The organism is Anaerobacillus alkalidiazotrophicus (genome assembly GCF_001866055.1).
The window spans coordinates 846,104-860,141 of sequence record NZ_MLQS01000001.1 but is presented as its reverse complement, the minus strand read 5'-3'; the positions used below and the strand labels follow the sequence as shown (position 1 = coordinate 860,141).

11 protein-coding genes are annotated in these 14,038 nt (G+C 31.2%); 7 read left to right on the top strand and 4 right to left on the bottom strand.

Annotation, left to right across the window (positions count from 1 at the left end):
* Window positions 1-182 precede the first annotated feature (182 nt).
* Both BKP45_RS04105 and rlmH read left to right on the top strand, forming a co-directional pair.
* Complete coding sequence (locus BKP45_RS04105) at window positions 183-341, top strand: CxxH/CxxC protein (RefSeq protein WP_071307761.1); 159 nt, start codon at window positions 183-185, stop codon at window positions 339-341.
* Window positions 342-409: 68 nt separating this feature from the next.
* Complete coding sequence (gene rlmH, locus BKP45_RS04100) at window positions 410-889, top strand: 23S rRNA (pseudouridine(1915)-N(3))-methyltransferase RlmH (RefSeq protein WP_071388462.1); 480 nt, start codon at window positions 410-412, stop codon at window positions 887-889.
* Here rlmH and BKP45_RS04095 read toward each other — a convergent pair.
* Entirely contained in the window at window positions 861-2,420 is a 1,560-nt protein-coding gene (locus BKP45_RS04095; RefSeq protein WP_071388461.1) for a recombinase family protein, read from the bottom strand. The two genes, rlmH and BKP45_RS04095, sit on opposite strands and share 29 nt — an antisense overlap.
* Before the next feature lie 17 nt (window positions 2,421-2,437).
* Window positions 2,438-3,040 carry a helix-turn-helix domain-containing protein gene (locus tag BKP45_RS04090; RefSeq protein WP_071388460.1) on the bottom strand — a complete coding sequence of 201 codons (603 nt, stop codon included), beginning with the start codon at window positions 3,038-3,040 and terminating at the stop codon, window positions 2,438-2,440.
* Between the two features lie 132 nt (window positions 3,041-3,172).
* On the opposite strand from BKP45_RS04090, the gene BKP45_RS22365 reads away from it, so the two are divergent.
* The 5 genes from BKP45_RS22365 (at window position 3,173) to BKP45_RS04070 (ending at window position 9,698) form a co-directional block, all read left to right on the top strand.
* Window positions 3,173-3,313, top strand: a complete 141-nt coding sequence (locus BKP45_RS22365) for a hypothetical protein (protein ID WP_169824052.1) — start codon at window positions 3,173-3,175, stop codon at window positions 3,311-3,313.
* A gap of 103 nt (window positions 3,314-3,416) precedes the next feature.
* Window positions 3,417-4,334, top strand: a complete 918-nt coding sequence (locus BKP45_RS04085; RefSeq protein ID WP_071388459.1) for a phage/plasmid replication domain-containing protein — start codon at window positions 3,417-3,419, stop codon at window positions 4,332-4,334.
* Between the two features lie 454 nt (window positions 4,335-4,788).
* Window positions 4,789-5,346, top strand: coding sequence for a recombinase family protein (locus tag BKP45_RS04080; protein WP_071388458.1), 558 nt, complete (start codon window positions 4,789-4,791; stop codon window positions 5,344-5,346).
* Between the two features lie 183 nt (window positions 5,347-5,529).
* Window positions 5,530-8,286: a restriction endonuclease subunit M gene (locus tag BKP45_RS21415; RefSeq protein ID WP_084787591.1), complete on the top strand. Its 2,757-nt coding sequence runs from the start codon at window positions 5,530-5,532 to the stop codon at window positions 8,284-8,286.
* Window positions 8,277-9,698: a restriction endonuclease subunit S gene (locus BKP45_RS04070; RefSeq protein WP_071388457.1), complete on the top strand. Its 1,422-nt coding sequence runs from the start codon at window positions 8,277-8,279 to the stop codon at window positions 9,696-9,698. The genes BKP45_RS21415 and BKP45_RS04070 overlap by 10 nt, the downstream gene beginning before the upstream one ends.
* Window positions 9,699-10,063: 365 nt before the next feature.
* On the opposite strand, the gene BKP45_RS04065 is transcribed toward BKP45_RS04070, so the two are convergent.
* Window positions 10,064-12,091 (bottom strand): methyl-accepting chemotaxis protein, encoded by a 2,028-nt coding sequence (locus tag BKP45_RS04065; RefSeq protein WP_071388456.1) that lies wholly within the window; start codon window positions 12,089-12,091, stop codon window positions 10,064-10,066.
* 548 nt (window positions 12,092-12,639) lie between these two features.
* The gene (locus BKP45_RS04060; protein WP_071388455.1) at window positions 12,640-13,755 is read right to left on the bottom strand and encodes an IS4 family transposase; all 1,116 of its coding nucleotides are present in this window, start codon (window positions 13,753-13,755) and stop codon (window positions 12,640-12,642) included.
* Window positions 13,756-14,038: the final 283 nt, after the last annotated feature.

Below are 14,038 nucleotides of genomic sequence, written 5' to 3'. Positions count from 1 at the left end.
TATTTCATTATTATTTCCCTGTTAATTGTGGAAAACTAAAATGCGAGCTAATAGTTGTGTATAAGCAGAAATAGCAATAATTTTTGTGGAATTTTAATGATCTGTGGATAATGTTGTGGAAAACCGTTAAAATGGGATAATGATTACGAATTAGAAAATTTATCGTCGAAGGAGAGAAAAACGTGTATTATTGTTGTGAAAACCATGTCGAACTAGCAATGGATATTGTTGTCGATGAACAAGAAGTTGCACCGGTCTTGGAAAAAATAGAAGCGAAAAATGAGTTATCCACAACGTGTCATTTTTGTACAGACAAGGCTATTTACAAAATAAGTGGATAAAAACATATGGTTTCTGTGGATATGTGGATAAACTATGTGGATAACATTTTTAGGTGGGGAAAAAAACTGTGAATATCTCAATTATAACGGTAGGTAAGTTAAAAGAGAAATACTTAAAAAATGGAATTAATGAATATATAAAGCGTTTAGGTTCTTATGCGAAGGTAGAAATCGTTGAAGTTCCAGATGAAAAAGCTCCTGAACAATTAAGTGAAGCGGAAATGCTTCAAGTAAAAGAAAAAGAAGGAGAGCGTATTTTAGCTAAAGTGTCTCAAGATGCATACGTCATTGCGTTAGCAATCGAAGGAGAAATGTGGGGTTCAGAAAAACTGGCTAAGGAACTAGACAAGCTTGCGACTTACGGACGTAGCAAAGTTACCTTTATTATTGGTGGCTCTCTTGGATTAAGTACAGCGGTTATGCAGCGTTCCGATGCTGCGCTTTCCTTTTCAAAAATGACCTTTCCACACCAATTGATGAGGTTGATCTTAGTGGAACAGGTATATCGTGCGTTTCGGATTAATCGGGGTGAACCATACCATAAGTAAGCACATAGTTATTATTTTTAGAAGCGTCAAAGTACAATTCAATGTCTTTGACACTTCTTTTTTCTGGTTTATCTCCTTCATTGACGGTAATTTTATTAATGATTGAGTGGAGTAAATCCTTTTGCTTTTCAGGTGCAACATTAGGGAGTATTTTTGAAAAAGTGCTTAACACATTTTGTAATTGCTCTAATGAAATCTCCCTTACAGTAGGTTTATTAAGCTCATACTCTAATTGTACTTTTTGCTCTAGTAATACTTTTTTTTCTTTATCAAGCTCTGAAAGCTTATCTAATATTGGCTCAAGGGGATTAGATGTTTTCTCAATAATTGTAAGAAACTTATTTATACTTTTGTCTACTTGTTTAATTTTTTCTAAAATGTAATTAAGTCGTTCTTTGATTGGCTCTTTTAGAGTTATTATTTTTTCATTTACCTTCCCAACAATGGATTTAAGCACAATTGGTTTAGATGTTATTTCTTCTAGTTTTTTGAAAATAAACATTTCAACTTCATCAGCCTTTATTAAATTTGAATTGCAAACTGCACTTCCTTTGTTACGGTAATTCCCACATTGATAATAACGTAAGTATTCCTTACTGTTTTTACTCCTTTTAGTTTTATGACCAATCATTCCATGTCCACATTTTGGACAGCGTAAAAGGGTTGTAAGTGGGAAGTGTCCTGTAAATGTTTTAGATGGTTTATGTGATTTTTGTTCATTTATTTTCTGAGCTTTTTCCCATATTTCCATACTAATAATTGGGTCATGTTCGCCTTTTTCCAAAATCATGTTATTACCCTTACCTTTTCTTCTTTTTTCACTCCAATTTTCAACTTGATTAAAGCGAATGAAGCCAGCATACATAGGATTTGTAATAATTGTTTTTATAGAATTAATAGAAAAGTTAGAATTACGTTTTGTTTTGTAACCTTCATGATTTAACTTATTTGCTATTGCTTTATATCCTTTGCCACTAATATATAAATCAAATATATATTTAACAAGGTTTGCTTCATTATTATTTATAATTAAGCGTTTATCCTTTGAGGAAAAGCCTAAAACACTTCCACCATTAAATTTTCCTTCTTTTGCTCTTTGTGTCATTCCCATTTTTACATTTTCAACTATTTGATTTCTCTCCAGCTCAGCAAAACTGCCCATCATTTGAAACATTGCTTTTCCAACAGAGGTAGAAGCATCAATATTTTCACTAAAACTAAAAAGACTAATGTCATGCTTTTCTAAGTAGTCAACAATTGTTAGAAAATCAAGCTGTTTACGTGATAACCTGTTTATTTTCCACACCATAACCATGTCAAATTCTTCACTTTCACAGTCTTTAAGTAATTCTTTAAGGGAAGGTCTATCAAGGGATTTTCCACTAAAGCCTTCATCTTTATATGTACTTACTATTTGTAACTTGTTTCTTTGGCAATAATCCTCCAATACCTTTATTTGTCCATTAATTGAAAAACCTTCTTCTGCTTGCTCTTCTGTTGAAACACGTACATATAAAACAACTTTTTTCATTTATATTCCTCCTTAATTCATTCATCTAAATTTAAAATCCTTTCTGTATTTGCCTTTCTAACATAGTTTGTAATCATAGAAACTAAATTTGCTTTTTCCGTTTGAGATAAGTTAGAGAAGTTATTTTCAAATACAGAACAAAAGAAATCAAATTTCTCCTCATTTTCGAAGATAGAAATCAGATTAGATAGCACTTTATCGGCTCTTGAGAGGTCATGTAATACAAATAAATCTAAGTTCTTCCTAAGTTGGGCAATAACTTCCTCATTTTTATTCGATATTTTCTCTATTTTATTACTGTAAAAGCCTGTTTTATACTTTAGGATTTCTTCTTCATAACTGCTTTCTGCTTGTTTAATAATCCCTTCTAACTCAGCTTTTTCTTGTTCGGATGATTTAATATCAAAATAATTAAGTGTCTTTTTGGCTTCATTTTCATTAAAGCCAAGTTCTAATAATATTTGTAAACAAGTATGAAAATCAGGTTTCTTAATTAATCCCCTTTCTAATTGAGATACATAAGTAACAGCCTTATTTACTTTTTGTGATAGCACCTTAGATGAGATACCTGCTGATTTTCTTATTTTTTTTAATTCACTACCGAAATTAATTCCACTCATTTTTAAGCACTCCTTTTGTAAGATAATTAAATTATAGCATTTAGTAGCATATAAGTCAACATAAAGTAGCATAAAATATTGACAAAGGTAGCATGAGTATGCTACAATTAATTTTGAAAGGAGGGAATGAAAATGGAAAAAGAAATTAAAAAATTTGTAAATGACGATAACTCGTTGAATCTTTTTATAGAAAAGCTTTCCTTAATTCTTCTTGATACATTAATAGAAGAAAATAAAGGATTAGAAGAAGAAATCAGTATAAAAACAGCATGAAAAGTAGCATGATTTCAATCGGATAGGTAGCATGAATGTGCTTTGTTTCTAGTAACACATGTAAAAAGACTTCAAAATATTAAAAGTTAGGAGGAAAGTAGGAATGTTTGATACGGTAACATTAGTAGCTTATGACATAGACATAAACCCAAACCAATTAGAAGGAATAATTCCATTTACATATTTAGATAATGATGATGGAAGTTTCATAAGTAAATATTCTTTTTTAAAAGAGAGGATAAATTATAAATACAATTTGCAAAAAAAAATACTTGAAATGCAATTATCTATTCCAAAAATGGTTTATGGTACGAATACTGAAATGCTAACGGAGATAGATATTAGTGAATTTTGGATTAAGTTACATACGACACTAAAGGAACACTTCAATATCGACGTTAATATAGAGCAATGGAAAGTGAAGCGTTTAGACATATCATATAATTTTAAAGTCGATAATGTGGGAGCATACATATCTGAAATTAATAAAAAGAATTTATCTAAAAGGACAAAAATAACATATAACGAAAATGAAACAGTTATTTTTAAAAATAAAAGTAGCTCAATCTGTTTTTACGATAAAGAAAAAGAATGTATTAACAAAAAAGAGCCACTAAATATAATAGAACAAGCAAAGGGAATATTAAGACTAGAAATAAGACCAGCTATTTATCATTTAAGAGAGTATTCAATTGATAGAAAAGCAGTCGATTTAATAACTAACGCATTTTTTACATACATAGTCGTGAAGTTTAAAATAAATGAATTACTTAAATGTCAAGAGGAACACGAGGATAATGATTTACTTAAAGCTTTAGACAAAATGAAAGTAGCCGATATAGAAAAAGTATTAGGTTTTAATAGACTTGTTGAAATAGTTGGAGAAAAAACAATATTGGAAAAAAATTACTATAAAAATGGTACAATTAGAAACAGAAAAGAATTAATAGCCGAGTATAATAAAAACATAAAACAACAAAGCACTAAGCAACAACAGCTTTACATAACGCTGGAGAAATAGAAGTACATAAAAGTTAGATTTTATGAAACATATAACACAAACTAGTGTTACACCCACAGAACCTTGTTAAATATATTCCACGTATGAACACAAAGGTCTTCCCCTCAATTAACATAGTTTTACGTATGACAACGTAAGGATAATTATAGGGGTGCATTTCTACCATCGGAAGCAAAGTCCAACATTAATAACCTATAAGCACTACCAACCCCACAATCTAAATTAAATTCCAAACATAAAATTAATTGAAATCCTCTTAATTAAGGGGATTTTTTGTTTTTTATTGTTTCAAAAACGAATGTTTTTGAAACAATACGAAACAAATAAAGAAAATATATGAATATGGACTAAAGTAAGTTTCAAAAGTCGTATCAAAAACAATGTATCTTTATTTACTTTAATTATCATTTTTGATACAATGCAAGTAACAAATTGATATTTAAAGGTGGTACATATGAAGATAGGATATGCAAGGGTAAGTACACAGGAGCAATCATTAGATTTACAATTGGACGCTTTAGAGAAAGCTGGATGTGAAAAGATATATCAAGAAAAAATGAGTGGAATGAAAGATGATAGACTTCAACTTAACCAATTAATCGAGTACGCAAGAGAAGGAGATGTTTTAGTTGTCTATAAATTGGACAGACTTGGTCGTTCTACAAAGAGGTTAATTGAACTATCAGAAGAACTCCAAGAAAGAGGAATTGAATTAGTAAGCATTAGAGATAGCATAGACACAACAACAGCAGTTGGTAAGGCAATGTTTAAAATGTTAGCTGTTTTATCTGAAATGGAACGGGATTTAATATCGGAACGTACAAGAGCAGGTCTAGAGAGTGCTAGAGCAAGAGGGCGTAAAGGTGGTAGACCTAAGAAGGATAACAGGCAGGTGGAGAAGGCAATAAAGCTATATGACACAGAACAGTATACAGTAAAGGAAATAGAAGAAATTACAAGTGTTTCAAAAGCAACTCTATATAGAGAGATTAGAAAGAGAGTAAGTAAATAAGTAAGGCAAGGAGCATTCACTAAAGAGTGGATGTTTTTTTATTCCATTTATTTCGAAATTAATTGCAAATAAGAGGGAGTTATTCTAAAGTTAAAGATGGGAAGTATTTGTCCAAATTTGTCTAATCTGCTTAAAATTCTTATTACATAAAAATAATCATTATATATAGGGGGTTAATAAAAAATGAGTTGGAGTCAGTTAATACTTGATTATTTAGATAAGGTTGAAGAAGATGTTGTTGAAATTTTTGAATCAGAGAGACTTATTAACTATGACGAGAGGATTATGCAAAGGTTTAGAAAAATAGAAACACTCCCTGAAAATAGTGAGAATGAAGAGTTCGTTAGAGCTTATTTGACCTCGAAATTAGTAAATGAGTTAAATTATAGACCTGAGCTTATTGAATTTGAAAGAGAGTACAAATCAGCAGGAAGAAAAAAAGATAATAAACCAAGAATTGACATTCTCCTTAAAGATAAGGATGAAAATATATTTTTCTTTATAGAAGTAAAAAGTCCATCTAAATATGAGATTGAAAAAGAAGAAGCAATTGAGAAACAGTTATATTTAGTTGCTAACAATGAGGAAAAACCTATTAAATATCTTGTTTACTATACTGTTGTAGAGAGAAATGGTGAGCTTGTAGATGAAGTAGTAATAATAGATAAAGAAAAGTATCCAACATATAAAGATTGGAAGGATGCCAATGAACCTTCATCATCTGATAAACTCCCTGCAAGGTATGAAAAAGCTTTAAAAGAACCATATGTAAAAAACGGTAAAAAGGATTTATATAAAAATATTAGTTTATTTGAACTAGATGGAATAAGAGAAACCCTACATAATGTATTATGGGGTGGTGGTGGAACGGATGATAATGAGATTTTCTCTTCTCTTGTTAATATTATATTAGCAAAAATACAAGATGAGAAAGAAAGAAATGATGGTGAACAATACCTTTTTCAAGTGCTTCAATATTCATCTGAGGAAAACCCCGATGATACAGAACAGGAGAACCCAGAAAGTGTCTTTAAAAGGGTTAATGAATTATATAGAAGAGCATTGGTGCAAAGGTTAAATATAGAAGAGAGAAAAGCGAAAAAGTCCAATGTTATAACTGAGGAAAAGTTCTCATTTTCGAATTTGGCTTTTACTGTACAACAATTGGAGAAATATTCATTTACAGAGTCATTATCAAATATGAATGATGGAACCGACATTTTGGGTAATTTCTTTGAAGGAATTATTAGAAGAGGTTTTAAACAAACTGAAGGACAATTTTTTACACCACATAACATTGTCCAATTTTTATTATATGGTTTGGAGTTAGATAATTTATCGATTGATATGTTAAATAAAAACCGTTCATTACCATACATTATCGATCCATCAGCAGGTTCGGGAACATTTCTAATCGAAGCTATGAAAATGATTACTAAAACAATAAAATATAAGAGAAAAAAAGAACTCAATACCAATGAAGATGTAAGAGATAAATTAAGAGAACTAATGCCTGATTATAAGGAGAATACATGGGCAAAAGATTATCTTTATGGTATCGAACATAATTTTAATTTAGGAACTGCAATAAAAGTTAATATGATACTTCATGGTGATGGAAATACAAATATCTTTATTAAAGATGGACTATTACCTTTTAGATATTATACAAATAGAAATGGAATAAATATCCTAAAGGAATACAAAAATGAAGACAAATATTATCACGGTAGGGATGTAAATGAACAGTATGATGTCATAATTTCTAATCCTCCATTCAATGTAGATTTAGCTAAAGAAACTAAGCGTCATTTGAAAAGTGATTTTTTATTTGGAGATAAGAAAAACTCTGAAAATTTATTTATTGAAAGATGGTATCAGTTATTAAAAGAAAAAGGAAGACTTGGAGTTGTTTTACCAGAAAGTATTTTTGATACAGCAGAAAATAAATATATAAGATTATTTATTTTTAAATACTTCAATGTTAGAGCAGTTGTAAGCCTACCAACTCTTACTTTCGAGGATTATACTTCTACAAAAACGAGCCTTCTTTTTGCTTCAAAGAAGTCGAAAAGTCAATTAGAAGAGTGGAATAAATTATGGAATAAATATTCAAATGAGTGGAGTTTATTGAAAACTAGGGTGGAAAATTATAGGAAAGTTTTTATTGAGGGAGAAAAGAAAGATAAATACCCATCTATTAAAGACCATAGCGAGGAAACTATAATAACCAACTTAAAGAGATATTTAAAAGACTATGTTAATGAAGAAGAAGCAGGGATTAAAGACATACTAATTAAATACAGTAGCGAAATAGATACAATCTCCAAAATTGATAACGATATGGTTGATTATTTTGGTTATGTAAATGTATGGTGGGTGTTTGGTGAGGTTTCTGAGAAGCAAGATTATAGTATCTTTATGGCAGAGGCAGATAATGTAGGCTATAAAAAAACAAAAGCTCAATATTTAATAATGCCTAATGACCTTTACGATGTAGAAAAAGCTCCTAACCAACTAGATGTTGAGGGTATATTAAGTGAGTATGATAAGGCAATAGCAAAGAAAAAAGAGGCAATTGTAAATAATAAAATGAACTTTTTAAAGCTTGAAGAGAACAAACTTGAAACCAGTGATAAAAATGCTAAAGAAAGATTGGAAAGAAAAATTGAAAAAATAAAAAGTGTAACTCAAAAACTGGAAGATGAACTAAAAGAAGAGGAAGTACAACGTAATAAAATAGCCAAGTTTACATCAAAATACTACGATAAAGATGGTTATCTAAAAAGGCAATATACTGATAGAACTGACAGTGAGTTGTTAAATGAGTTTGAGGAAAATGGAATGCTGTACGTATATAAATCAGGTGATGTTTTAATTAGAGAAAGTGAGAAAAGTAAAATTTTAGACTTTATGAGAGGAGCAAAAATATGGGAGTAAAAGTTTTTGAACATAGTTTTAAGGACTTTTCCATTCATAAGCTCCTACGTAGTGATATTAAATATATTAATTATGAAAAAAGTTTTAAGTTTAGCTTTAAAAAGAGTCTAAAAATTAAAGATGTAATAAAAGATTACTACAAAGGATTTGCATTTAAGGGTAAAGATTTTAAGGACACTGGTGACGTATACGCCCTTAAGGGAGTAGACTTTAATGATGACTTGTCTATAAATTTTAATGACATAACTTTTTTACCAACAAGTTATTTTGAAAATAAGAAGTATAATAAATTTATTGTAAAAAAAGGAGATGTTGTAGTTTCTCTTGTTGGTAGTATCGGTAAAGTTATTGTTGTTCAGGAAGATGTAAAAATGCTCCTTAATCAAAATAATATTGCGTTACGTATAAAAGAAGAGTTATATTATAAGGAATTTTTTGCATATGTATTAAAGTTTATATTAATTAATTTGTTTGAAAAAGTATATAAAAGTGCTGGTTACTCATTTTTAGCAATTGATGATTTATTCGAATTGGAAATACCAGATATCTCCTTAGAGAAACAAAAGAAACTTTTAGAAAAAATTAATGAGGCAAATATTGAGGTTAAAAAGACTGAAGCAGATATTAAAGGCAATAAAGAAATTTTAGACTTAGTTTTATCAGAAGAGTTAAAAGTCAAAATTGAGGATGAAAACGAAAGAAAGAAACAATCATATACAAATAATAGTATTAGTAAGTTATTAAAACGAAATCAAAATCTTAGATTTAGCTATATGTGGAGTAACCTTCAATCAGCACAAAAAATTCTTTATGAGGGAGTAACACATATCGAAAAGTTGGGAAAATATATCATAAGTACAAGAAATGGATGGTCTCCAGCTTGTGACGGTAACCCTGAAGGTAAACCAGTATTAGGGATTGATGCAATTAGAGATAATACAATACACTTTAATAAGCTGAAATATACTCCCAAGAACAAAAAGACTATTGATTTTGTTCAAAAAGGTGACTTTTACGTTAGTAGAGGTAATACAATTGATTTAGTAGCGTTAGCAGGAATTGTGAATGATGAACCACCTAAAGAATTAATATATCCCGATTTAATGATTAAAATAAAGTTTGACGAAGAATATATTAATCCCAAATATGTTGCATATGTTTTTAACTCTACTATTGGCAGAACTTATTTTAAATATGCTTCAAAAGGGAAAAATCAATCTATGGTAAAAATATCATCGGATGAGTTATATAACTTCTATATGCCATTGCCACCCAAAAAAACTCAAGATGCTATTGTTGCAAAAATAGAAATAAAGTTAAAAGAAAAAAGTGAAATTTTCGAGAGGGTATCGATTAAAAAGGAAAGTATTATTCAAATAATAAATAACTTTTTAACAAGTGAAAAAGAATAAAGTAAAGGCAAATATCCCTTCAATTTTTGAAGGGATATTTCTAGTAATTAAATAAAAATTATATACAAACGAAGACTTTTTGTTCAAAGTAAGCTATGTTCTTAGATGATATTCGCTGAACCGTATCACAAATAGAGGCAAAAAAATTTGAAGATAAGGAGTCATTTTGTCTTTTGAATCATAATTTGAAAGGGAATTTCCCTCTGAATGATCTAATTCACGATAGAGAAAATTCCCTTGTAAATATCTCCAAAATTTCATTCTACGGATTTCATAAAGCGTAAAATGTACCTACCTTTCTAATTTTTGATTATAAAAAAACAACTCCACCACCATAGGCAAAGTTGTTTTTTTATATTTTCGTTTTAAATTTTAAACCTTTCAATTAGCCTTCTTAATTCTTCTGCAATATTAGATAAGCCTTCACCCGAGTTTGCAATTTCCATAATCGTTGCTGATTGTTCTTCCATAGATGCAGAGAGCTCCTCCGTTCCAGCTGCGTTTTCTTCTGATATTGCTGCTAGATTTTGGACAAGATCAATAATACTATTTTTGTTTTTATTCATCAACTCCGCTGATTGATTAAGTTTTATTACAGAATCCCTAACCAGCTCTGACGCTTCAGATATACCTTCAAACTTCATTTCAGTAAGTTTTACACTTTCACTTTGATCATTAACAATCCCTTTCACATCATTCATGGTACTTACAGCTAATTGAGATTTTGATTTCAATTCTTCAATCACAATCTTTATATCTTGTGTAAAGCGGGTAGAATCTTCAGCAAGCTTTCTAATTTCATCGGCAACAACAGCAAATCCACGGCCAGCTTCACCTGACCTTGCAGCTTCAATTGCCGCATTTAGAGCTAATAAATTGGTTTGATCGGCTATACTTTGAATCATTGCACTAGCATTTTCAATTTTCTCTGCACTTTTATCGTTACTTATAATAATCTCATAAACATTATTAGCCGATGCATTGACACTGTCAGTTTTACTAATTAGCTCTTTTAAGATCTTAAAACCTTCATCCTTTTGTGAATCTATTTTTTTAGATGCGCCATTGAGTTCTATCATAAACTGAGCATTGTCTTCCAGTAACTTCCCAAGCGCTTCAATGTTATGAGCCGTATTTTCCGTATCTTTCGCTTGGTCACTTGCGCCTCTTGCTATCTCTTCAATGGTCTTAGACACTTCTTCAGAAGCAGTCGCTGTTTGATCCGACGTCGCAGTAAGTTCTTCTGAAGATGCGGCCACTTGTTCTGATTTTTCCATGATTTCGTTTACCATCTCAGAAACTGAGTTTTTCATGATTCTTATACCTTCAGAGATTTCACCGAGTTCATCATTTTTTCTAATCAAACTCTCTTCAATTTCAACGCTAAAATCCCCTTTTGACATATGATTAAGTTTTTCTTTCAACTTTTTTATAACCACAATTATTTGATGGGAAAAGAAATAGAGCAATGCCCCTAACGTAACAAATACAATTAATCCAATGCCAGTGACTATAATGATATTTTGCCTAATTGCTTGTCGAACACTTGCCATAGAATAACCAATATTGATTGCACCGATATGTTCTCCATCTAATATCATTGGATATACCACATCGAAAACCACTTCATCAATCCAATCTGCATAATACTCAGATGTATAAGCTTCACCATGTATTGCAGCGGTTATACTTCCGATATCATCCATTTGTTCTCCTATATCTTCTAGGCTATCACTTGCTATAATCGCCGCCTCTTTATTCATTACTACTGCATATACTATAGCTTCATCAGTAGCCAATTGTTCTACCAAGCTCTGGTATGAAAACTTTGCTGTCAATTCATTTACAATATCTGCAGAAATACCAACTTGTACAAAATTCCCGCTTCTATTTCTTACAGATCCATATTTTAAATAACTATCTGCTTCCGAATCTTTTCGTACTTCTTCCATCAATTCATCTGCACCTTTAATCAGAGCATTTAAAGGATGACCATCAGGCACAGTCCATCCCACATAACTTGGTACAGTTGAATAAATAATAACACCTTCTGGTGAATACCAATAGACTTCATTTACCCCCACATTTTTCATAACTTCATTCAAGAAACTGTCGCTTAAATTAGCTTCATTGTTGATGACGGTTCGAGCAGCAGATCGAATCTTGTCTTCAAGCATATCATTAATCGAATCTAATGCTAAAGCATTATCCGATATACGATTGATCATTCTTTCCGATGTGAGTAAGCCTTGCAATTCCATTTCTTTTAATAAGCTTTCTCGTGTAAAATAAGTAGAGAAAATACCAATTATTAAAATACCAATAAATACTGCTACCAGCGGATACAATAGAATTTTTGTCCTAATTGATCCTTTTTTTCTTTCTTTTTTCATCATTATCCCTCCCATTTTTAAGCTTGGAAAACATGATTTCATCTTCAACACCTTCTGCAACAAGAGATAAATTAAAATATTTAGAGAGTTCAATCAAGGCTTTAATTATATCATCTTTATGTTCATTTGTGCATTTCCATATCTATCTAACTCCACCTTGCTAATTGGAAGACTGGACAAATAGTTGATTGACGAAAAACCGGTTCCAAAATCGTTTAAATGCGTATGGAGGTTAACTAACAAATGAAAAAATGAACCTGTAAGTATTCCTTACAGGTTCATCAACTTCAAAACATACGTTCTTATTTTATGGTAAAATAAAAGGAGCGTACCAATGGGTTGGGAATATTCCTCAAGACCAATGGGGTTCCTTTGTTATCAATATGTTATATGGTATATTTCACTACTGTTGCATAAATGTTGTTAGAATATTCAGATTAATAATTATCACTGCTCAGAGCCAAAAAAGGAAATACCCAACTAAAGGTGGTTCCATCCATTTGGGATTTATTTACAATTAGACTAAGGTGACAGCGACTGTTAGCTCACTATGGGACGGCTTTTCCTTCAATTTTTCTAAGCCAGATATATGCTGGCTTCCATAAAGCAGCCCTTAAATAACGGCTAATCTGCAGTGTTTTTCGCTTGCTCTTTGTTTCCATTTGTACGAGAACATGTAGGCAAAACACAATCAGTGCGATAAATACTTGGTTTTGGATCGCCCATTCGCTTTGACCATAGAACTTCTTAATATTGAGATGCTGTTTTACCCATTTGAAAAACAGTTCAATTGCCCAACGAGATTTATACATCTCAGATATTTCTTCTGCACTCAAATCAAAGCGATTGGTAATTAGATGAAGTTCATTGCCCTTTGAATCCATTACCTTGATAAGACGGAAGTAATTCTCAGCCCGATTCTGCGTTGTACCAATTAAGACCATTTGGTCCGATAAAACGGTCGAGTCATCTTGTATTTGAAAGTTGTAAACTTCTCGTACAACAGCGTTTTTGCGTAATCTGGAAAGAAAGAAGTATCCTTCATCAGTCATTCGATCAAAACGTTCGTAATCCAGATAACCACGGTCAAACACATACATGCATTCTTTGTCATCGACCATGACTTCAAGTTGACCACGATCGTGTTCCTTTGCCGTTGTGATCACAGCCTTTTCAGGATAGGATTCTCCTTTTTCCATAAATACAAGGCGTAAATGCAGCTTTACGCCTGCTTTCGTCTTACGGAACTTAGCCCATCTATGGTTGGTTAAATTGAGCGGCAATGTACTAGAAACAATGATTTTCAGTGGCATCACAAGTTTTGCGGAATGTGTCTTGGCATGGATTTGTCCTACTAAATCAAGAAAAAGTCGTTGAAATAAATCTGGATTTAGCTTATTTATTCTTCGGGATAGCTGGGAAACGCTTATCGCTTCTAGGTCAATTCCTTTTTGAAGTTCTTGATCAAACAGAGAGTCCCCTAATGCGTGAAGGCTTTCTACTTCTTGTAATTGCGCAAAAAGTAGTAATTTCAAAAGTGAATCCGTCGTTAATTTCTTCGTATAGTAATCTAATTTCTTTGTTTTCACCTGTTCGTTAAATAATTTCATATTTATTGGTGAAAACCATTGTCCAAATGAAGTTTTTCGTGTAATCTTATCCATGGGATTTGTCCTTTTTATTGGATTTGGACGGGATTACCACCTGACCTATCCATTATAAAGGACTTTTTCTTTGCTTTAAATAACTTTTTGAATATTATGAATGTTTTTAATAATTAAAATTAATTAATGCAACGCTAGTGGGTATATTTGTACCTGAATTATTCATATTTCCTAGTTGAATCATGAACCAAACTATAATCAAACATCTTCCTCATCGCTCGGGACATATTTTCGTAATTTTGATACTGCTAAAAACGGTTTGACAATAAATATATGAGGAATG

Excerpts from the sequence above, each read along its gene's own strand:
- BKP45_RS04095 (WP_071388461.1), bottom strand. The coding sequence starts at position 2,420 with ATGAAAAAAGTTGTTTTATATGTACGTGTTTCAACAGAAGAGCAAGCA.
- BKP45_RS04090 (WP_071388460.1), bottom strand. The coding sequence starts at position 3,040 with ATGAGTGGAATTAATTTCGGTAGTGAATTAAAAAAAATAAGAAAATCA.
- BKP45_RS22365 (WP_169824052.1), top strand. The coding sequence starts at position 3,173 with ATGGAAAAAGAAATTAAAAAATTTGTAAATGACGATAACTCGTTGAAT.
- BKP45_RS04085 (WP_071388459.1), top strand. The coding sequence starts at position 3,417 with ATGTTTGATACGGTAACATTAGTAGCTTATGACATAGACATAAACCCA.
- BKP45_RS04080 (WP_071388458.1), top strand. The coding sequence starts at position 4,789 with ATGAAGATAGGATATGCAAGGGTAAGTACACAGGAGCAATCATTAGAT.
- BKP45_RS21415 (WP_084787591.1), top strand. The coding sequence starts at position 5,530 with ATGAGTTGGAGTCAGTTAATACTTGATTATTTAGATAAGGTTGAAGAA.
- BKP45_RS04070 (WP_071388457.1), top strand. The coding sequence starts at position 8,277 with ATGGGAGTAAAAGTTTTTGAACATAGTTTTAAGGACTTTTCCATTCAT.
- BKP45_RS04065 (WP_071388456.1), bottom strand. The coding sequence starts at position 12,091 with ATGAAAAAAGAAAGAAAAAAAGGATCAATTAGGACAAAAATTCTATTG.
- BKP45_RS04060 (WP_071388455.1), bottom strand. The coding sequence starts at position 13,755 with ATGGATAAGATTACACGAAAAACTTCATTTGGACAATGGTTTTCACCA.